The sequence below is a fragment of the Pseudomonas sp. SP16.1 genome, assembly GCF_052682975.1.
Genome location: NZ_JBQYFZ010000001.1, coordinates 1,175,632 through 1,193,110, shown reverse-complemented (window position 1 = coordinate 1,193,110; position 17,479 = coordinate 1,175,632). Strand labels below are relative to the sequence as shown.

Here is a 17,479-nt window from a genome sequence, read left to right as displayed (position 1 = left end):
ATTCAAGGCTTTTGCAGAGAACCCTATGAGCAACGTCGACCGCGCAGAAATCGCCAAATTCGAGGCCCTGGCCCACCGCTGGTGGGACCGCGAGAGCGAATTCAAACCCCTGCACGACATCAACCCGCTGCGGGTGAACTGGATCGACGAGCGCGTCGGCCTGGCCGGCAAGCGCGTGCTGGACGTCGGCTGCGGCGGCGGCATTCTCAGCGAGGCCATGGCCCAGCGCGGCGCGACGGTGACGGGCATCGACATGGGCGAGGCGCCGCTGTCGGTCGCCCAGCTGCATCAGCTCGAATCCGGCGTCGAGGTCGACTACCGGCAGATCACCGCCGAAGCCCTGGCCGAGGAAATGCCCGAGCAGTTCGACGTGGTCACCTGCCTGGAGATGCTCGAACACGTGCCCGATCCGTCATCGGTGATCCGCGCCTGCCACAAACTGGTCAAGCCCGGCGGCCAGGTGTTCTTCTCCACCATCAACCGCAACCCCAAGGCCTACCTGTTCGCCGTGATCGGCGCCGAATACCTGCTGCGCCTGCTGCCACGCGGCACCCACGATTTCAAGAAGTTCATCCGACCCTCCGAACTCGGCGCCTGGAGCCGCGCAGCCGGCCTGGAGGTCAAGGACATCATCGGCCTGACCTACAACCCGCTGACCAAGCACTACAAACTGGCGGCCGATGTCGACGTCAACTACATGATCCAGACGCTGAGGGACGACTGATGCGCCTGCGCGCGGTTCTCTTCGACATGGACGGCACCCTGCTCGACTCGGCGCCGGATTTCATCGCCATCACCCAGGCCATGCGCGCCGTGCGCGGGCTGCCGCCGCTGGCGGACAAGAGCATCCGCGACCAGGTCTCCGGCGGCGCCCGCGCCATGGTCGCCTGCGCCTTCGACGAAGCGCCCGACTCGGCCGCCTTCGAAGCCCTGCGCCAGGAGTTCCTCGAGCGCTACCAGGAGCATTGCGCGGTACTGACCCGTCCGTTCGACGGCATCGAGGCGTTGCTCGGCGACATCGAGCAGGCGCGCCTGCAGTGGGGCGTGGCGACCAACAAGCCGCTGCGCTACGCCGAGCCGATCATGCAGCGCCTGGGCCTGGCCGAGCGCTCGGCGGTGCTGGTCTGCCCGGACCACGTGGCGCTGAGCAAGCCGGCGCCGGACATGCTGCTGCTGGCCTGCGAGCGCCTCGGCGTGGCGCCGGGCGAGGTGCTGTTCATCGGCGACGACGAGCGCGACATCGAGTCCGGTCGTGCCGCCGGCTGCAGGACCGCAGCGGTCACCTACGGCTATATCCACCCGCAGGACAACCCGCGCAACTGGGGCGCCGACGTGGTGGTGGACCACCCGCTGGAGCTGCGCACCGTCCTCGACCGCGCCCTGTGCAGCTGCTGAAGCCGTCGTAGGGTGGAGCACCGCGAAGGGTTTTCCACCGAGAGCCGGTGGATGCAGAGAGCGGCATCCACCCTACCCAAGAAAGAGAGCGATCCATGTTCGACTATCAAGCCCGCCCCGACCTGCTCAAGGATCGGGTGATCCTGGTCACCGGCGCCGGCCGCGGCATCGGCGCGGCCGCCGCCAAGAGCTTCGCCGCCCATGGCGCCACCGTGCTGCTGCTGGGCAAGACCGAAGCCAACCTCAACCAGGTCTACGACGAGATCGAGGCCGCCGGCCATGCGCAGCCGGCGGTGATTCCCTTCAACCTGGAAACCGCGCTGCCACATCAGTACGACGAGCTGGCGGCGATGATCGAGAACGAGTTCGGCCGCCTCGACGGCCTGCTGCACAATGCCTCGATCCTCGGCCCGCGCACGCCGCTGGAACAGCTGTCCGGCGACAACTTCATGCGCGTGATGCAGGTCAACGTCAACGCCATGTTCATGCTCAGCAGCACCCTGCTGCCGCTGCTCAAGCTGTCCCAGGACGCCTCGGTGGTATTCACCTCCAGCAGCGTCGGACGCAAGGGCCGGGCCTACTGGGGGGCCTACGCGGTCTCCAAGTTCGCCACCGAGGGCCTGATGCAGGTGATGGCCGACGAACTGGACGGTATTAGCAACGTACGCGCCAACAGCGTCAACCCGGGCGCCACCCGCACCGCCATGCGTGCCCAGGCCTACCCGGGCGAGAACCCCGCCACCCGCCCGACGCCGGAAGAGATCATGCCGGTCTACCTCTACCTGCTGGGGCCGGACAGCCAGGGCGTCAACGGCCAGGCGTTCGACGCCCAGTAGCGTGCGTGCGACCCGGCCTCGAATTGCCGGGTCCTGCCACGACAGAAATTTGCCGCCCCAAGACGTGAACGGCATCACATTGCCACCCTCGGCACCAGACAACCGGCAAAAGGCGCAAGATGGCCGTTTGCCACTGCATCTAAGTGACTGACTTCACGAGATTTTCTTCTTATTTGAACCCTCTGGCATGGATTTCGCTCTAAGCCTCTTGTCGCACCATAGCGCCAGAGGTTCAGCTCCATGGTTCCCCCCAGCCAGACCAACACCATCGATTTCGACGCCGCCAAACTCCGGCGCCTGGGCTTCACCGGCAGCCGCAGTTTGCCGCTCAGGCCTGCCAGCCTGGCCGAGCTGCGTCAGCAGTTGAACCTGCAACTGCAGACCAGCCTGGACGCGGAACGCATCCTCAGCCTGTTCTTTCGCGAGGTGCAGCGACTGGTGCCGCTCAATGCCCTGACCTACCTCCATTGCGCGCATGACCTGCGCCTGGAGCTGGGGGAGCGCGCGCCGCATTCGGCCGGCTATCGCCTGAGCCACAAGGGGGAATACCTGGGCGAGCTGACGTTCCGCCGCCAGCAGCGCTTCGCCGACGAGGAGCTGGTGCAGCTGGAATCGCTGCTGGCCTGCCTGCTGTTTCCCCTGCGCAACGCCCTGCTCTACCGCAACGCGCTGCAGAGTGCGCTGCGCGATCCGTTGACCGATACCGGCAATCGCATCGCCATGGACCAGGTGCTGCAGCGCGAGGTGGAGCTGGCCCGCCGCAGCCTGCAGCCACTATCGGTGCTGATGCTGGATATCGATCATTTCAAGCAGATCAACGACAGCCACGGTCACGTCCAGGGCGACGAAGTGCTCAAGGCCGTGGCGCTGACCCTGAAGAATCAGCTGCGCAACGTCGACATGGTGTTTCGCTACGGCGGCGAGGAGTTCCTCGTGCTGTTGTCCAATACCTGCCGCGAAGCCGCGGCACTGGTCGGCGAGCGTCTGCGTCATGCGGTAATGGAGATGCAATGCCTCATCGTCGGGCGACCCGTCGAGGTTTCCATCAGCCTCGGCTGTGCCAGCCTGCTGCCGGGCGAGTCCTGCGAAAGCCTGCTACATCGCGCCGACAACGCCCTCTACGTGGCCAAACGCGAGGGGCGCAACCGCCTGACCATGGCGGGATAAGCGCAGCCGCGCACCTCAAACTGCAAGTGCAGCTAATGCGCGCTGCTTCGTAACCCGGATGCAATCTGCGGATGCCGCGGATTGATCACTCGCCAGGAGCGATGTCCAACGCCGCCAGCGCCGACCCGAAGGGCGGTCGCCACAGATGGCGGGACACAAAAAAGGGGCCCCATACGGAGGCCCCTTTTTCGCGGCTGGTGATCAGCGCTTGCGGCCGAACCCTGGGCGCTGGCCGTCGCCGGCCGGCGGGCGCTTGTTCGGCGTGGCCGGGCGCGGCTTGCGCGCTGGCCGATCAGCCAGCTCCACCGCCGGACGCGGCTGACGTTTCTTCACATCACTCGGGCGCTCGGCCACCGGCGTGCCGCGACCACCCTCGCGACGCTCGCCGCTGTCCTTGCGCGGCGCGCGCTGCGGGCGTTGCTCCCCTCCCTGCGAACGCGGCGCACGAGCCGGGCGCGCCGTCTCGCCAGCCGCCTCGTCCCTGGCCGGGCGCAGCACGCGCTTGGCCCGCACTTCCACCGGCTTGGCCGACTTGCGCTGCAGGCGATCGAGCTTGTCGCGCACCTTCTCCTTCATTGCCGGCAACGCCTGCGGAGCCAGGCCCACCTCGGCGCTGAGGATATCCACCTCACGCTGATCCATCTCGCGCCAGCGGCCCATGGTCAGCTCGGAGGTAAGAAACACCGGACCGAAGCGCACGCGCTTCAGACGGCTGACCACCAGCCCCTGGGACTCCCACAAACGACGCACCTCGCGGTTGCGACCCTCCATCACCACGCAGTGGTACCAGTGGTTGAAGCCCTCGCCGCCGGGCGCTTCCTTGATGTCGGTGAACTTGGCCGGGCCGTCCTCGAGCATCACTCCGGTCTTGAGGTTCTCGAGCATCTCCTCGGTGACTTCGCCACGCACGCGCACGGCGTACTCGCGGTCCATCTGGTAGGAGGGGTGCATCAGACGGTTGGCCAGCTCGCCGTCGGTGGTGAACAGCAACAGGCCGGTGGTGTTGATGTCGAGACGGCCGATATTGATCCAGCGCCCCTCTTTCGGCCGCGGCAGGCGGTCGAACACGGTGGGGCGACCTTCCGGGTCGTCGCGGGTGCAGATCTCGCCGTCCGGCTTGTTGTAGATCAGCACGCGGCGCACCGAGCCGGCGATTTCCTCGCGCTTGAGCAGGCGGCCGTCGAGGGCGATGGCGTCATGACTGTCGACGCGCTGACCGAGGGTCGCGGCGGCACCGTTGACCTTGACCCGGCCCTCGCCGATCCAGGTTTCGATCTCGCGACGCGAGGCCAGGCCCATGCGGGCCAGAACTTTCTGCAGTTTCTCGCCTGCAGGGCGCGGTTGTTCGTGCTCAGTCATCGTGGGCACCTCCCGGTGTAGTGGTGATGATCGAAGGGGCGCGAATCATACGCGCTGCGAAGCTCTTAGGGTAGACGAGGCTGGCGCAATCGCACGGACAGACAATGGCTGGGGACATTGTAGGAGCCCCGCCTCGGGGCGAAGCTCCTGGATCCGCACGGCCACGATTCGCCGCGGGTGCAGCTCCTACGCAAGCGCCATGCACCTCGGGAGCGTTACCGTCTCAGCGCGAGGCTTGCTCGTCGTCGGCGTCCGCCAGCGATTCGTCGCCCTGTTCCTCGGCCAGGCGCAGGTCGTCGAAATCGGTCTTGAGCCCCTGCTCCATGGTGTCCAGCTCGGCCAGCAGGCTGCGGAAGCTGGTTTCCTCGCGCGGCTCGGCGGGCTGGGCCTCGTCCTGCAAGGCCAGATCGGCGCGCGCCTGCAGCCCCGGCGGCACCTCGGCCTCGTCGTCCAGCGCCAGCTCGGGCTCGGCTTCCAGCTCGCGCAGCGCGGCCAGCGGCGGCAGCTCGTCGAGGCTTCTGAGGTTGAAGTGGTCGAGAAAGCCCTTGGTGGTGGCGAACATCGCCGGGCGCCCGGGCACGTCGCGGTAGCCGACCACGCGAATCCACTCGCGTTCGAGCAGGGTCTTGGTGATGTTGCTGCCCACCGCCACGCCGCGCACGTCCTCGATCTCACCGCGGGTGATGGGCTGGCGGTAGGCGATCAGCGCCAGGGTTTCCAGCAGCGCGCGTGAGTAGCGCTGCGGACGCTCCTCCCACAGCCGACCGACCCAAGGCGCGAAGCGCTCGCGCACCTGCAGACGGTAACCGGAGGCCACCTCCCGGAGTTCGAACGCGCGCCCCTCGCAGGAATGGCGCAGCACCTCCAGGGCCTCCCTGAACTGCGCCGGCTCGGGCCGCTCGCCCTCCTCGAACAGCTCGTATAGGCGCTCCAGCGACTGCGGCTTGCCGGAAGCCAGAAGAAAGGCCTCGAGCAACTGGGCCAGTTCGCGGGGGTCGGAGAGGTTCATTCGGCTCGGGCTCGGACGTGGATGGCGGCGAAGGGCTCATTCTGCACCAGCTCGACCAGGGATTCCTTGATCAATTCGAGCACCGCCATGAAGGTCACCACCACCCCCAGACGCCCTTCCTCTGCGGCGAACAGCTCGACGAAGGGCACGAAGGCGCCGCCCTTGAGGCGTTCGAGTACCTCGCTCATGCGCTCGCGGGTCGACAGCGCCTCGCGGGTGACCTGATGGCTCTCGAACATGTCGGCGCGGCGCAGCACCTCGGCCATCGACAGCAACAGCTCTTCCAGACCGACCTCCGGCAGCAGCTTGCGCGCACGCGCCTCGGGGGCGTCCAGGCGCGGCACCGTGACGTCGCGACCGACCCGCGGCAGCTCGTCCAGCCCCTCGGCCGCCGCCTTGAAGCGCTCGTACTCCTGCAGCCGACGGATCAGCTCGGCGCGCGGGTCGTCCTCTTCCTCCTCGGCCTCGCTCGAACGGGGCAGCAGCATGCGCGACTTGATCTCGGCGAGCATCGCGGCCATCACCAGGTATTCGGCGGCCAGCTCCAGACGCACCGACTTCATCAGCTCGACGTAGCCCATGTACTGGCGGGTGATTTCCGCCACGGGAATATCGAGGATGTCGATGTTCTGCTTGCGGATCAGGTACAGCAGCAGGTCCAGCGGGCCCTCGAAGGCTTCGAGAAACACCTCCAGGGCGTCCGGCGGGATATACAGGTCCAGCGGCAGCTCGGTGACCGCCTCGCCGTAGACCAGGGCGAAGGGCAGCTCCTGCTGGGCGCCGGCCTGGCCATCCGCGGCGGGTTCGCTCATCGGCTGCGGCTCCTTCACCGGTAGTTCAGGCCCATGGCCAGGCGCACCTCGGCCAGGGTGTCACGGGCCTCGTCGCGGGCGCGCTCGGCACCCTCGGCGAGAATGCTGCGCACCAGGTCGGGGCTGTCCTCGTAGTCGATGGCACGCTGCTGCAACGGCGTCAGCTCGTTCTGCAGCGCCGCGCACAGCGCGCCCTTGCAATCCAGGCAGCCGATCGAGGCGCTGCGGCAACCCCCCATCACCCAGTGCAGTTGCTCGTCGCTGGAATACAGCTGGTGCAGCGACCACACCGGGCAGCGCTGCGGCTCGCCCGGGTCGTCGCGGTGCACCCGCGCCGGATCGGTGGGCATGCGCCGCAGCTTTTCCTCCAGCTCGGCATCGCTGTCGCGCAGAAAGATCGCGTTGCCGCTGGACTTGGCCATCTTCTGCCCGTCCAGCCCCGGGATGCGCGACGACTCGGCCAGCAGCGGCTGCGGCTCGACGAGGATCATCTTGCCGCCACCTTCCAGATAACCGAATAGCCGCTCCTGATCGCCCAGGGTGATGTTGCTCTGTTCCTTGAGCAGCGCCCGCGCGGTTTCCAGCGCCTCGGCGTCGCCCTGCTCCTGGTAGGCCTTGCGCAGGCTGGTGTAGAGCTTGCCGGCCTTCTTGCCGAGCTTGCCGATGGCGGCCAGGGCCTTGAGCTCGAAATCCGGCTCGCTGCCGTACAGGTGGTTGAAGCGCCGCGCCACTTCGCGGGCGAACTCGATATGCGGCAGCTGGTCCGCCCCCACCGGCACCACGCCTGCGCGGTACAGCAGGATGTCCGCCGCCTGCAGCAGCGGATAGCCGAGAAAGCCGTAGGTCGACAGGTCCTTGCCGGCCTGGCGCTCCAGTTGCTCCTTGTAGGAAGGCACGCGCTCCAGCCAGCTCAGCGGGCAGATCATCGACAGCAGCAGGTGCAGTTCGGCGTGCTCGGGCACCTGCGACTGGATGAACAGGGTGGCCGAACTGGGGCTGATGCCCGCCGCCAGCCAGTCCACCGCCATGTCCATGACGTGCTGCGGCAGTTGGCCGACATCGGCGTAATCGGTGGTCAGCGCATGCCAGTCGACGATACAGAAGAAGCAGTCGTACTCGTGCTGCAGCTTGACCCAGCTCTTCAGCACGCCGTGGTAATGCCCGAGGTGCAGACGACCGCTGGGGCGCATGCCCGACAGTACGCGCCGCTCGGAGTCGATAAGGCTCAAACCGTTCTACCTAAAGCAACAGACAAGGCCGCGAAGTATAGGGCAGCCGGGCACCGAACGGAAAACTGCCGACGGAACCGGCGAGTCGGCCATCGAGTCGAATCATTGATGCCGGCGAACGTCCCCGCGGGTCGTGGTGCCGGTGCAACCACCATCGCTCGGGAGCACACCATGAACAAGAACCTCTTCTCCCTGTTCACCGGCCTGCTGTTCGCCTGCCTGTTAGCGGCTACCCTGCCCGCCCAGGCCGGAATGATCGGTACTCAGGAAATCCTCGCCGAACAGAGCGTCTCGGCCGAACGCGCCAAGGTCGACGCCTTCCTCGCCCGCGACAACGTGCAGCAAGCCCTGCAGAGCATGGACGTGGCGCCGGACCTGGCGCGCGAGCGGGTCGACGCGATGACGCCGGCGGAGATCGCCACGCTGTCGCAGCGCATCGACAGCCTGCCGGCAGCCGGCGCGCTGAGCGGCACCGACTTCGTCATCATCCTGCTGGTGGCGATCCTGGTGGTGCTGATCCTCTGAGACCGGCAAAGGCCGTTCCCGCCCTTACCCGGCGGGACCGGCCGCTACAGATCGACGAAGGGCGAGGGATCGCCACAGCCGACCCGCACCACTTCCGGCGTGTCGTCGGCCAGGTTGATCACCGTGGACGCCTCCAGACCACCGAAGCCGCCGTCGATGATCAGCTCGACCTGGTGCTCGAGGATCTGGCGCATCTCGTAAGGGTCGGATAACGGCAGCTCGTCGCCCGGCAGGATCAGGCTGACACTCATCAGCGGTTCGCCGAGCTGCTCCAGCAACGCCAGGGCAATAGGATGGCTGGGCACGCGCAGGCCGATGGTGCGGCGCTTGGGATGCAGCAGCATGCGCGGCACTTCGCGGGTGGCGTTGAGAATGAAGGTGTAAGGCCCCGGCGTGTGGTTCTTCAGCAGGCGAAAGGCGGTGGTGTCGACCTTGGCGAACAAGCCGATCTGCGACAGGTCGCGGCAGACCAGGGTGAAGTTGTGCTTGTCGTCGAGCTGGCGCAGGCGGCGGATGCGTTCGACCGCATTCTTGTCGCCGATGGCGCAGCCCAGGGCGTAGGACGAATCGGTCGGATAGACCACCACGCCACCGCCGCGAATGATCTCCACCGCCTGCTTGATCAGGCGCGCCTGGGGGTTCTCCGGATGAACCTGGAAGAATTGACTCACACTGACTCCCTGTTCATTGAGTAGCAGCGGCTGGCTGTGCATGTTCGAAGCGCTCCCAGAGCGCGGTCAGGTCGTCGGGCAGCGGGCGATAGAGGCCCAGTTCGGACCAGTCGCCCGGTGCATGGAAGTCGCTGCCGACGCTGGCCATCAAGCCGAATTCACGCGCCAGGATCGCCAGACCGCCGACCTGCTCGGCCGGCTGCATGCCGTTGACCACTTCCAGGGCATGCCCGCCCGCCGCCGCGAAGTCGGCCACCAGACGCCGACGCTTACTGCGAGTAAAGTCGTACTGCCACGGATGCGCCAGGCTGATCCAGGCATTGGCGGCCTGCAGGGTGGCAACCGCCGCATCCAACGCGGGCCAGTGCTGCTTGACGTCGCCCAGCTTGCCCGAGCCCAGCCATTTACGGAACGCCTCGGCACGGTCGCGAACATGCCCTGCGCGCACCAGAAACTCGGCGAAATGCGGTCGCGCCGGCGCGTTGCCGCTGTCGCCCAGTTCCTGCTGCACCGCTCGGGCACCGTCGAGCGCGCCGGGCATGCCCTTGGCAGCCAGGCGCCGGCCGATCTCCTCGGCGCGCTGCCAGCGTCCGTGGTGCAGCGCCTCGATCGCCTCGCGCAGGGCCGGGGCGTCGCTGGCGAAGGCATAACCGAGCACATGGATGGTGGCGCCGCCCCAGGTACAGGACAGCTCAATGCCGTTGACCAGCTGCACGCCCTGGGTTTGCGCCGCACGGTGCGCCTCCTCCAGCCCTTCCAGGGTGTCGTGGTCGGTCAGCGCCAGCAGCCGCACGCCGCGTTCGCGGGCACGCGCCACCAGCGCGGCGGGCGCCAGAACGCCATCGGAGGCGGTGCTGTGGCAGTGCAGATCGACAGTCATGGCGGCGCTTTCGTTGCGATTGATGTTTGTTATTATGCCGACACATGCAGTTTCTGGCTTGCACCATCGGCTAAAAGCCCCCTCCCCGGTTCCCTCGCCCCCATCTAAGGACTGAGATGCTCTACGCCATCATCGCCACCGACGTCGACAATTCCCTGGACCACCGCCTCGCCGCCCGTCCCGCCCACCTCGCCCGACTCGAGGAGCTCAAGCAGCAAGGCCGCCTGGTGCTGGCCGGCCCGCACCCGGCCATCGACAGCAACGATCCGGGCCCGGCCGGCTTCAGCGGCAGCCTGATCGTCGCCGAGTTCGACTCCCTCGCCACCGCGCAGAGCTGGGCCGATGCCGATCCTTATCGCGCCGCCGGCGTCTATGCCAGCGTGCTGGTCAAGCCGTTCAAGAAAGTGCTGCCCTAGCTCTCAAGCCAAGGAGTCGCGATGCGACCGATCCCGCTAACGTTGTTGACCGCCCTGCTGCTGAGCAGCGCCCCGGTCCGGGCCGAGCAGGACCCGCCGCAGCCGCTGGCCGCGGCTACTTCTGCCGAAACCCAGGTCGATACCCTGGAGCAGCGGCTGGCGCAGAGCGAGCGGTTGCGCGAGGAACTGCAGGCCAACGGCGCCGCCCAGCTGCAGCGCCTGCGCCAGGACAACCAGCGCCTGCGCCAGCAACTCAAGGAAAGTCAGAGCCAGGCCCGGCGCGGCCTGCTTAGCGAGGAACAGACCTGGTTCGCCCTCGGCGCCGGGCTCAGCCTGGTTTCCGTGCTGGTCGGCGCCCTGCTGCGCGGGCGGCGCAGAACCCGCCGCGAATGGATCAACTGAGCGCCATGAGCCGCTTATTGCTGATCGACGACGACCAGGAGCTGTGCGAGCTGCTGGCCAGCTGGCTGACCCAGGAAGGCTTTCAGGTCACCGCCTGCCATGAAGCCGGCGGCGCCCGGCGGGCGCTCGCCGAGCAGGCGCCGGATGCCGTAGTGCTCGACGTGATGCTGCCCGACGGCAGCGGCCTGGAACTGCTCAAGCAGCTGCGTGGCGAACACCCCGAACTGCCGGTGCTGATGCTTTCGGCGCGCGGCGAACCACTGGACCGCATTCTCGGCCTGGAACTGGGTGCCGACGATTACCTGGCCAAGCCCTGCGATCCGCGCGAGCTGACCGCGCGCCTGCGCGCCGTGCTTCGCCGCACCACGCCGGCGCCCGGCGCCAGCCAGCTGGAGCTGGGCGACCTGAACTTCAGCCCCAACCGTGGCGTGGCCAGCGTCGGCAGCCACGACGTGCCGCTGACCCTCTCCGAGAGCCGCCTGCTCGAAGCGCTGCTGCGCCAGCCCGGCGAGCCCGTGGACAAGCAGGCACTGGCGCAGCTGGCCCTGGGCCGCAAGCTGACCCTGTACGACCGCAGCCTGGACATGCACGTCAGCAACTTGCGCAAGAAGCTCGGCCCGCACCCCGACGGCCGCCCGCGTATCCTCGCCCTGCGCAGCCGCGGCTACTACTACGCGCCCTGATACGGGGTTGGTAAAGCCCGCATGGCGCCGCCTTTACCCAAGCTTTACCCACGCCTGACGGCCCTTGACCTTGACCGCCTCATACTGAGCCCATCCGGTAACGACCGGTTTCGAGACAAGGAGAACCACCATGCGCAAGACCCTCACCGCCCTGCTGCTCGCCGCTGCCCTGCCGACCCTGGCCATCGCCATGCCCATGCACGAAGGTGGCCCACGCGGCCATGAGCGCGACCACGGCATGTTCAAGGAGCTGAACCTGAGCAAGGAACAGCGCCAGGAGTTTCGCAAGCTGATGGGCGAGCAGATGAAGAGCCGCCACGAGATCACCCGGCGCTATCTGGACAAGCTGCCGGAAGCGGAAAAACAAGCCATGCACGAGGAGATCGAGAAGGCCCGCGCCGAGCAGCACAAGGCCCTGCGCGAGCTGCTCAACCCGGAGCAGCAGAAGGCGTTCGACGAGCACCAGAAGAAGATGGAAGCGCGCCGCGCCGAAATGGCCGAGTTCAAGGCCTGGAAGGCCGAGAAGGACAAGCAGGCCAACTGAGCCTTTCCCAACCACCCGCCGCCGCGCCTTTCCGGGCCCGGCGGCTTTTGCATGAGGAACCGCCGTGCGTTCACTGTTCTGGCGCATCCTGGCCAGCTTCTGGCTTGCCATCGCCCTGGTCGCCGGGCTGTCCATGCTGCTCGGCCGCGCGCTGAACCAGGACGCCTGGATCCTCAGCCTGCATCCCGGCCTGGACGATCTGGGCCGCAAATGGGCACAACGCTACGAGCAGGAGGGCGAACAGGCCGCCCAACGCTTTCTGGAGCAGCGCAAGCGCCGCTACCGTATCGACGTGCAGGTGCTGGGCGATAACGGCCAGCCCTTGGTCGAGGGCACCTTCCCCTCGCGCGCGGCCGCCTTCGAGGCTCGTCACGGCAATGATCGCCGCCTGCCCTGGCGTCGCCTGACCGCCGAGTACACCAGCCCGGAAAGCGGCGACAGCTATCTGTTCATCTACCGCATCCCGCATCCGGAACTGGCCGCCTGGCACCGCGGCAGCCTGTTCTGGCCGCTCAGCGCGCTGGCCATCGCCCTGGTGGTGCTGACCCTGTTCAGCCTGTTGCTGACCCTCTCCATCACCCGCCCACTGGGTCGCCTGCGCGGCGCCGTGCACGATCTCGGGCAGACCGCCTATCAACAGAACAGCCTGGCCCGCCTGGCCACTCGCCGCGACGAACTTGGCCTGCTGGCCAAGGACTTCAACCGCATGGGCGAACGCCTGCAGGGGCTGATCGGCAGCCAGCGCCAGCTGCTGCGCGACGTCTCCCACGAGCTGCGCTCGCCGCTGGCACGCCTGCGCATCGCCCTGGCGCTGGCCGAGCGCGCCGAGGCGAGCGAACGCGACAGGTTGTGGCCACGCCTGAGCCAGGAATGCGACCGCCTGGAGGCGCTGATCAGCGAGATTCTCGCCCTCGCCCGCCTGGATGCCGACCTCGGCGCCGCGCAACCCATCGACCTCGGCGCGCTGCTGGCCAAGCTGCAGGAAGACGCACGCCTCACCGCTCCCGAGCAGCGCCTGCAGATTCGCCTGGGCGACGACGTGCGGCTGCAGGGTTGGCCGGACCTGCTGGAACGGGCGCTGGACAACCTGCTGCGCAATGCGCTGCGCTTCAACCCGAGCGGGCAACCTATCGAGATCGACGTCCAGCGCCAGGGCGAGCGCCTGCTGCTCGGCGTGCGCGACCATGGCCCGGGAGTGGCCGCCGCGCACCTGGCGCGACTGGGCGAACCCTTCTTCCGCGCGCCGGGACAGAACGGCGCCGGCCATGGCCTGGGCCTGGCCATCGCCCGCCGCGCCGCGCAGCGTCATGGCGGCGAACTGCTGCTGGCCAACCATCCCGAGGGGGGCTTCGTCGCCACGCTCAGCCTGCCGCTGCAGCCCCAGGATCGCCCCTAGCTAGCCCAGTGCAACCCGGGAGATAGCGGCGCCTTGCGCCCCGGACGAGGCGCCCTCAGCCGTTCCAGGCGCTGACGAACTCCTCGACCGCCAGCTCCGGCGGACGGCGCAGCTCGCGCTCCGGGGTGCCGAGATAGAGGTAAGCGACGATCTGCTCGTCAGCGGCCAGCCCCAGCCCCCGCGCCACGTGCGCGTCGTAGGCCATATCGCCGGTGCGCCAGACCGCGCCGATGCCCTGGGCATGGGCGGCGAGCAGAATGCCGTGGGCGGCGCAGCCGGCGGCGATCACCTGCTCCTGCTGCGGCACCTTGGGATGAGCCTGGACGCGGGCGATCACCACCACCAGCAGCGGAGCGCGCAGGGGCATGGCCCGCGCCTTGTCCAGCGCCTCGCTGGCAGCGGCGGGATTGGCATGCTGCAGCGCCTCGGCGAACAGCTCGCCCATGCGCTCGCGCGCCGCACCCTCCACCGTGAGGAAACGCCAGGGACGCAGCTGGCCATGGTCCGGCGCGCGCAGGGCGGCGCGAAACAGCGCCTGGCGCTGCGCCGCATCCGGCGCCGGGTCGACCAGGCGCGGAACGGAAACACGGTTGAGCAGAGCGTCGAGAGCCTCCATCGGCCACCTCCGAAAAATAGAGAGGCGGCATTCTAGCAGGCGCACGCGGCCGGGCGCCGGTTCAGGCCACCCGATCGGGCGTGACCACCGGCTGGATCGGCGGGGTCAGCGGCGGCAGGCCATGGGCTCGGCGCGCGTCGTCGCAGCGCGGGTTGCGCACGCCGTTCTCCCAGGACGCCTGGAACTCACGGCAACTGCTCGAACGCTGTTCGTACATGGTGCAACGCACGCCGCAGCCGACATCGCCGAGCAGTTGGGTGCAGCGCGCCGGCTTACTCTCGGTGCCGCGCATGGCGACGTAGTGCGGACTGACCTGCACGACCTGCTCGTCCGGCACGCTACCGCCTGCGGATTGGCACTCGCCCCAGAAGAAGGACACGCGAAAAAACGCGCAGCAGGCGCCGCACGTGAGGCAGGGATTAGCTTCGGACATTTGCGAGGACTCGGAAACCGGCGGACGCCGGCAACTGGCGGCTATTCTATGCTTCGCCATAACCTTGTAAAGCCCCCGCCCGCGGCGGTTTACAGGCGCCCATGCACAGGTAGAATGGCGCCCTTTCCCACCCGCCAGAGCCCACTCCATGGCCTTGCCGACCCTGCGCACTCTCGGTTTCATCATCGGCATCTTCCTCATCACCCTGGCGGTCAGCATGGCCATTCCCATGCTCACCCTGCTGATCTTCGAGCACCCCGAAGACCTCAACGCCTTCCTCTGGTCGAGCCTGATCACCCTGGTTGCCGGCCTGGCCCTGGTGGTGCCCGGACGCCCCGAACACGTCCATCTGCGCCCGCGCGACATGTACCTGCTGACCACCGCCAGCTGGCTGGGGGTCTGCCTGTTCGCCGCAATGCCGATGATGCTGCTGCATCACATCAGCTTCACCGACGCCTTTTTCGAGACCATGAGCGGCGTCACCACCACCGGTTCCACCGTGCTCACCGGGCTGGACGAGGCCTCGCCGGCGCTGCTGATCTGGCGCTCGATGCTGCAGTGGCTCGGCGGCATCGGCTTCATCGCCATGGCCGTGGCGATCCTGCCGCTGCTGCGCATCGGCGGCATGCGCCTGTTCCAGACCGAGTCCTCGGACTGGGGCGAGAAGGTCATGCCGCGCTCGCATATGGCGGCCAAGTACATCGTCGCCGTGTACCTGGCGTTCACCCTCCTCGGGGTCATCGCCTACTGGCTGAGCGGGATGAGCTGGTTCGATGCGATCAACCATTCGATGACCTCGGTGGCCACCGGCGGCTATTCCACCTCGGATGCATCGTTGGGCAAGTTCGATCCGGCCAGCCACTGGGTGGCGATCGTCCTGATGCTGCTCGGCAGCCTGCCCTTCACCCTCTATGTCGCCAGCCTGCGCGGCAATCGCAAGGCGTTGATCCAGGACGAGCAGGTCCGCGGCTTCCTCGGCATGCTGCTGATCACCTGCCTGGCGTTCAGTGTCTGGCTCTGGTTCAACTCGGACCACAGCTTCCTGGATGCCCTGCGCATCGTCAGCGTCAACGTGGTCTCGGTGGTCACCACCACGGGCTACGCGCTGGGCGACTACAGCACCTGGGGCGGCTTCGCGGTGATGGCGTTCTTCTACCTGACCTTCGTCGGCGGCTGCTCGGGCTCGACCTCCGGGGGACTGAAGATGTTCCGCTTCCAGGTCGCGGTGACCCTGCTGCACGCCAACCTCAAGCAACTGGTGCACCCGCGCGCGGTGATCAAGCAGCAGTACAACGGCCACAATCTGGACGAGGAGATCGTCCGTTCGATCCTCACCTTCTCCTTCTTCATCACCATGACCATCGGCGCCATCGCCCTGTTCCTGGCGCTGCTCGGTCTCGACCCGATGACCGCGCTGACCGGCGCGGCCACCGCGGTGTGCAACGTCGGCCCGGGGCTCGGCCCGATCATCGGCCCGGCCGGCAACTTCGCCAGCCTGCCGGATGCGGCCAAGTGGGTGCTGGCGGCCGGCATGCTGCTCGGCCGCCTGGAGATCATCACCGTGCTGGTGCTGTTCACCGCCAGCTTCTGGCGGCACTGAGGCCGTCGCCGCGCCCTAGTGGACGAAACCGCGACGGGCGCGGTATTCCCCCGGAGTCTCGCCGAACCAGCGACGGAAGGCGCGGAAGAAGTTGCTCGGATCGGCGAAGCCCAGCAGATAGGAGACCTCCAGCAGGGTCAGGTTGACCTGGCCGAGATACTGTTCGGCGAGCTCGCGCCGGGTATCGTCGAGCAACTGCTGGTAGCTGACCCCCTCCTCTTGCAGGCGCCGTTGCAGCGTGCGCTGCGACAGGTGCAGCGCCTGCGCCACCGCCTCTCGGCGCGGCTCGCCCTGCGGCAGCAGGCGACAGAGCACCTGACGCGCCTGATGGGTCACCCGGCTGCCGCAGAAACGCGCCAGGTAGTCGCCGGCGAAACGGTCGTGCAGTTGCGCCAGCGCCTCATTGGCGCTGGGCAGCGGCGCCTCGATGTCGTCGCGCTCGAAGAACAGTCCATAGTGCTCGGCGTTGAAACGCAGCGGCGCCTGGAATACCTCCTGGTAGGGCGCCAGGTCGGCGGGCGGCGGGCCCTGGAAGCGGATCTCGCGCGGCCGCAGCGGCTTGCCGGTCATCCAGCGGCAGAACGCCAGGCAATAGGCCAGCGACGCCTCGGCACTCTGCCGCGCCGATGGCAGGCGATCGCCGTGGATCGCCACGATCAGCGCGTAACCGTCGGGCCGGGTAAGGAAACTCAGATCGGCCCCCTCGCCGATGATGCGCTGATAGCGCACCAGGCGAGTAAAGCCATCGCGTAGGTTGCGGCTGGACATCAGCGCGTAGCCCACCACATGGAAGGAGGCCGGACGCACCACCTGGGCCATGTTCAGGCCGATCGCCGGATTGCCGGAGCGTTCCACCGCGCGCAGCCACAGACGGGTCATGGCGTCCTGGGCAAAGCGCGCGTCGGGATCGCTCAAGGCGGCGTAATCCAGGCCCAGTTCGAGGAACAACGCGCGGCAGTCGACGCCGCCCGTTTCCAGCGCCTGGACGATCGCCAGGGCCCAGTTGGAGGATGTGGTTCTCTCGCTCATTGTCTTGTTCTTGTTGGTTCGCACGGGGACCGACTTGGCGGCGCAAGGATACTAGACTGGCACCTTAAGTCACTGGCCCGGGGAGACGGTCGCATTACCCTGAGCCGACCCCAACAGGAGGTGCGCCATGACGGCCCGGACCACCGAACGCTACCAGAGCTTCGCCGAGTTCTATCCCTACTACCTGCAGGAACACAGCAACCCGACCTGCCGCCGCCTGCATTACGTCGGCAGCCTGCTGGTGCTGGCGATCCTCGCCTACGCGCTGCTCAGCCAGCAGTGGCTGTGGCTGCTGGCCATACCGCTGGTCGGCTACGGCTTCGCCTGGGTCGGTCACTTCGTCTTCGAGAAGAACCGCCCGGCCACCTTCCAGTACCCGCTGTACAGCTTGATGGGCGACTGGGTGATGCTCAAGGATGCCTTTACCGGACGGATTCGCTTCTAGACGCACGGCCTCAGGCCGTCCTCGCAGGGTGC

Annotated in this window: 21 protein-coding genes; 12 read left to right on the top strand and 9 right to left on the bottom strand. The window is 67.5% G+C overall.

Annotated elements, in window-relative coordinates:
* The first annotated feature begins 25 nt into the window (after positions 1–25).
* From ubiG to ACUTAF_RS05860, 4 genes are all read left to right on the top strand, one after another.
* Entirely contained in the window at positions 26–724 is a 699-nt protein-coding gene (ubiG, locus tag ACUTAF_RS05875) for a bifunctional 2-polyprenyl-6-hydroxyphenol methylase/3-demethylubiquinol 3-O-methyltransferase UbiG (protein WP_445579097.1), read from the top strand.
* Entirely contained in the window at positions 724–1,395 is a 672-nt protein-coding gene (mupP, locus tag ACUTAF_RS05870) for an N-acetylmuramic acid 6-phosphate phosphatase MupP (protein ID WP_445579096.1), read from the top strand. Before ubiG ends, mupP begins: the two co-directional genes overlap by 1 nt.
* Positions 1,396–1,490: 95 nt before the next feature.
* Positions 1,491–2,231, top strand: coding sequence for a YciK family oxidoreductase (locus ACUTAF_RS05865; protein ID WP_445579095.1), 741 nt, complete (start codon positions 1,491–1,493; stop codon positions 2,229–2,231).
* Positions 2,232–2,471: 240 nt separating this feature from the next.
* Positions 2,472–3,398, top strand: a complete 927-nt coding sequence (locus ACUTAF_RS05860) for a GGDEF domain-containing protein (RefSeq protein WP_445579094.1) — start codon at positions 2,472–2,474, stop codon at positions 3,396–3,398.
* A gap of 201 nt (positions 3,399–3,599) precedes the next feature.
* On the opposite strand, the gene rluB is transcribed toward ACUTAF_RS05860, so the two are convergent.
* From rluB to ACUTAF_RS05840, 4 genes are all read right to left on the bottom strand, one after another.
* Positions 3,600–4,757 (bottom strand): 23S rRNA pseudouridine(2605) synthase RluB, encoded by a 1,158-nt coding sequence (gene rluB / locus ACUTAF_RS05855; RefSeq protein WP_445579093.1) that lies wholly within the window; start codon positions 4,755–4,757, stop codon positions 3,600–3,602.
* Positions 4,758–4,980: 223 nt separating this feature from the next.
* Positions 4,981–5,766 carry an SMC-Scp complex subunit ScpB gene (gene scpB / locus ACUTAF_RS05850; RefSeq protein ID WP_445579092.1) on the bottom strand — a complete coding sequence of 262 codons (786 nt, stop codon included), beginning with the start codon at positions 5,764–5,766 and terminating at the stop codon, positions 4,981–4,983.
* Positions 5,763–6,461, bottom strand: a complete 699-nt coding sequence (locus tag ACUTAF_RS05845) for a segregation and condensation protein A (RefSeq protein WP_445582407.1) — start codon at positions 6,459–6,461, stop codon at positions 5,763–5,765. Before ACUTAF_RS05845 ends, scpB begins: the two co-directional genes overlap by 4 nt.
* Positions 6,462–6,592: 131 nt before the next feature.
* Complete coding sequence (locus ACUTAF_RS05840) at positions 6,593–7,807, bottom strand: tryptophan--tRNA ligase (protein WP_445579091.1); 1,215 nt, start codon at positions 7,805–7,807, stop codon at positions 6,593–6,595.
* Positions 7,808–7,978: 171 nt separating this feature from the next.
* Between ACUTAF_RS05840 and ACUTAF_RS05835 the strand changes: the two genes are divergently transcribed.
* Positions 7,979–8,332: a PA2779 family protein gene (locus ACUTAF_RS05835; RefSeq protein WP_445579090.1), complete on the top strand. Its 354-nt coding sequence runs from the start codon at positions 7,979–7,981 to the stop codon at positions 8,330–8,332.
* A 44-nt stretch (positions 8,333–8,376) separates the two neighbouring features.
* On the opposite strand, the gene ACUTAF_RS05830 is transcribed toward ACUTAF_RS05835, so the two are convergent.
* Both ACUTAF_RS05830 and ACUTAF_RS05825 read right to left on the bottom strand, forming a co-directional pair.
* Positions 8,377–9,003 (bottom strand): L-threonylcarbamoyladenylate synthase, encoded by a 627-nt coding sequence (locus ACUTAF_RS05830; protein ID WP_445579089.1) that lies wholly within the window; start codon positions 9,001–9,003, stop codon positions 8,377–8,379.
* Between the two features lie 13 nt (positions 9,004–9,016).
* Entirely contained in the window at positions 9,017–9,883 is an 867-nt protein-coding gene (locus ACUTAF_RS05825; protein ID WP_445579088.1) for a PHP domain-containing protein, read from the bottom strand.
* A 116-nt stretch (positions 9,884–9,999) separates the two neighbouring features.
* On the opposite strand from ACUTAF_RS05825, the gene ACUTAF_RS05820 reads away from it, so the two are divergent.
* From ACUTAF_RS05820 to ACUTAF_RS05800, 5 genes are all read left to right on the top strand, one after another.
* Complete coding sequence (locus ACUTAF_RS05820; protein ID WP_445579087.1) at positions 10,000–10,299, top strand: YciI family protein; 300 nt, start codon at positions 10,000–10,002, stop codon at positions 10,297–10,299.
* A 21-nt stretch (positions 10,300–10,320) separates the two neighbouring features.
* Positions 10,321–10,701 (top strand): translation initiation factor 2 (IF-2, GTPase), encoded by a 381-nt coding sequence (locus ACUTAF_RS05815; protein WP_445579086.1) that lies wholly within the window; start codon positions 10,321–10,323, stop codon positions 10,699–10,701.
* 5 nt (positions 10,702–10,706) lie between these two features.
* Entirely contained in the window at positions 10,707–11,384 is a 678-nt protein-coding gene (locus tag ACUTAF_RS05810) for a response regulator transcription factor (protein WP_445579085.1), read from the top strand.
* 130 nt (positions 11,385–11,514) lie between these two features.
* Positions 11,515–11,928, top strand: coding sequence for a Spy/CpxP family protein refolding chaperone (locus tag ACUTAF_RS05805; protein ID WP_445579084.1), 414 nt, complete (start codon positions 11,515–11,517; stop codon positions 11,926–11,928).
* 64 nt (positions 11,929–11,992) lie between these two features.
* Complete coding sequence (locus tag ACUTAF_RS05800; protein WP_445579083.1) at positions 11,993–13,324, top strand: sensor histidine kinase; 1,332 nt, start codon at positions 11,993–11,995, stop codon at positions 13,322–13,324.
* Between the two features lie 55 nt (positions 13,325–13,379).
* Here ACUTAF_RS05800 and ACUTAF_RS05795 read toward each other — a convergent pair whose 3' ends face one another.
* Together ACUTAF_RS05795 and ACUTAF_RS05790 are read right to left on the bottom strand one after the other, a co-directional pair.
* Positions 13,380–13,940, bottom strand: a complete 561-nt coding sequence (locus ACUTAF_RS05795; protein ID WP_445579082.1) for a nitroreductase family protein — start codon at positions 13,938–13,940, stop codon at positions 13,380–13,382.
* 61 nt (positions 13,941–14,001) lie between these two features.
* Complete coding sequence (locus tag ACUTAF_RS05790) at positions 14,002–14,373, bottom strand: YkgJ family cysteine cluster protein (protein WP_445579081.1); 372 nt, start codon at positions 14,371–14,373, stop codon at positions 14,002–14,004.
* 148 nt (positions 14,374–14,521) lie between these two features.
* On the opposite strand from ACUTAF_RS05790, the gene ACUTAF_RS05785 reads away from it, so the two are divergent.
* A complete protein-coding gene (locus ACUTAF_RS05785; RefSeq protein ID WP_445579080.1) occupies positions 14,522–15,973 on the top strand; it encodes a TrkH family potassium uptake protein in 1,452 nt (483 codons plus the stop codon).
* Positions 15,974–15,988: 15 nt separating this feature from the next.
* Here ACUTAF_RS05785 and ACUTAF_RS05780 read toward each other — a convergent pair whose 3' ends face one another.
* Positions 15,989–17,002 carry an AraC family transcriptional regulator gene (locus ACUTAF_RS05780; RefSeq protein ID WP_445579079.1) on the bottom strand — a complete coding sequence of 338 codons (1,014 nt, stop codon included), beginning with the start codon at positions 17,000–17,002 and terminating at the stop codon, positions 15,989–15,991.
* A 127-nt stretch (positions 17,003–17,129) separates the two neighbouring features.
* On the opposite strand from ACUTAF_RS05780, the gene ACUTAF_RS05775 reads away from it, so the two are divergent.
* A complete protein-coding gene (locus ACUTAF_RS05775) occupies positions 17,130–17,447 on the top strand; it encodes an Mpo1-like protein (RefSeq protein WP_445579078.1) in 318 nt (105 codons plus the stop codon).
* Positions 17,448–17,479 lie beyond the last annotated feature (32 nt).

Coding starts and splice junctions, on each gene's coding strand:
- ubiG (WP_445579097.1), top strand. CDS start 26: ATGAGCAACGTCGACCGCGCAGAAATCGCCAAATTCGAGGCCCTGGCC.
- mupP (WP_445579096.1), top strand. CDS start 724: ATGCGCCTGCGCGCGGTTCTCTTCGACATGGACGGCACCCTGCTCGAC.
- ACUTAF_RS05865 (WP_445579095.1), top strand. CDS start 1,491: ATGTTCGACTATCAAGCCCGCCCCGACCTGCTCAAGGATCGGGTGATC.
- ACUTAF_RS05860 (WP_445579094.1), top strand. CDS start 2,472: ATGGTTCCCCCCAGCCAGACCAACACCATCGATTTCGACGCCGCCAAA.
- rluB (WP_445579093.1), bottom strand. CDS start 4,757: ATGACTGAGCACGAACAACCGCGCCCTGCAGGCGAGAAACTGCAGAAA.
- scpB (WP_445579092.1), bottom strand. CDS start 5,766: ATGAACCTCTCCGACCCCCGCGAACTGGCCCAGTTGCTCGAGGCCTTT.
- ACUTAF_RS05835 (WP_445579090.1), top strand. CDS start 7,979: ATGAACAAGAACCTCTTCTCCCTGTTCACCGGCCTGCTGTTCGCCTGC.
- ACUTAF_RS05825 (WP_445579088.1), bottom strand. CDS start 9,883: ATGACTGTCGATCTGCACTGCCACAGCACCGCCTCCGATGGCGTTCTG.
- ACUTAF_RS05820 (WP_445579087.1), top strand. CDS start 10,000: ATGCTCTACGCCATCATCGCCACCGACGTCGACAATTCCCTGGACCAC.
- ACUTAF_RS05815 (WP_445579086.1), top strand. CDS start 10,321: ATGCGACCGATCCCGCTAACGTTGTTGACCGCCCTGCTGCTGAGCAGC.
- ACUTAF_RS05810 (WP_445579085.1), top strand. CDS start 10,707: ATGAGCCGCTTATTGCTGATCGACGACGACCAGGAGCTGTGCGAGCTG.
- ACUTAF_RS05805 (WP_445579084.1), top strand. CDS start 11,515: ATGCGCAAGACCCTCACCGCCCTGCTGCTCGCCGCTGCCCTGCCGACC.
- ACUTAF_RS05795 (WP_445579082.1), bottom strand. CDS start 13,940: ATGGAGGCTCTCGACGCTCTGCTCAACCGTGTTTCCGTTCCGCGCCTG.
- ACUTAF_RS05790 (WP_445579081.1), bottom strand. CDS start 14,373: ATGTCCGAAGCTAATCCCTGCCTCACGTGCGGCGCCTGCTGCGCGTTT.
- ACUTAF_RS05785 (WP_445579080.1), top strand. CDS start 14,522: ATGGCCTTGCCGACCCTGCGCACTCTCGGTTTCATCATCGGCATCTTC.
- ACUTAF_RS05780 (WP_445579079.1), bottom strand. CDS start 17,002: ATGAGCGAGAGAACCACATCCTCCAACTGGGCCCTGGCGATCGTCCAG.
- ACUTAF_RS05775 (WP_445579078.1), top strand. CDS start 17,130: ATGACGGCCCGGACCACCGAACGCTACCAGAGCTTCGCCGAGTTCTAT.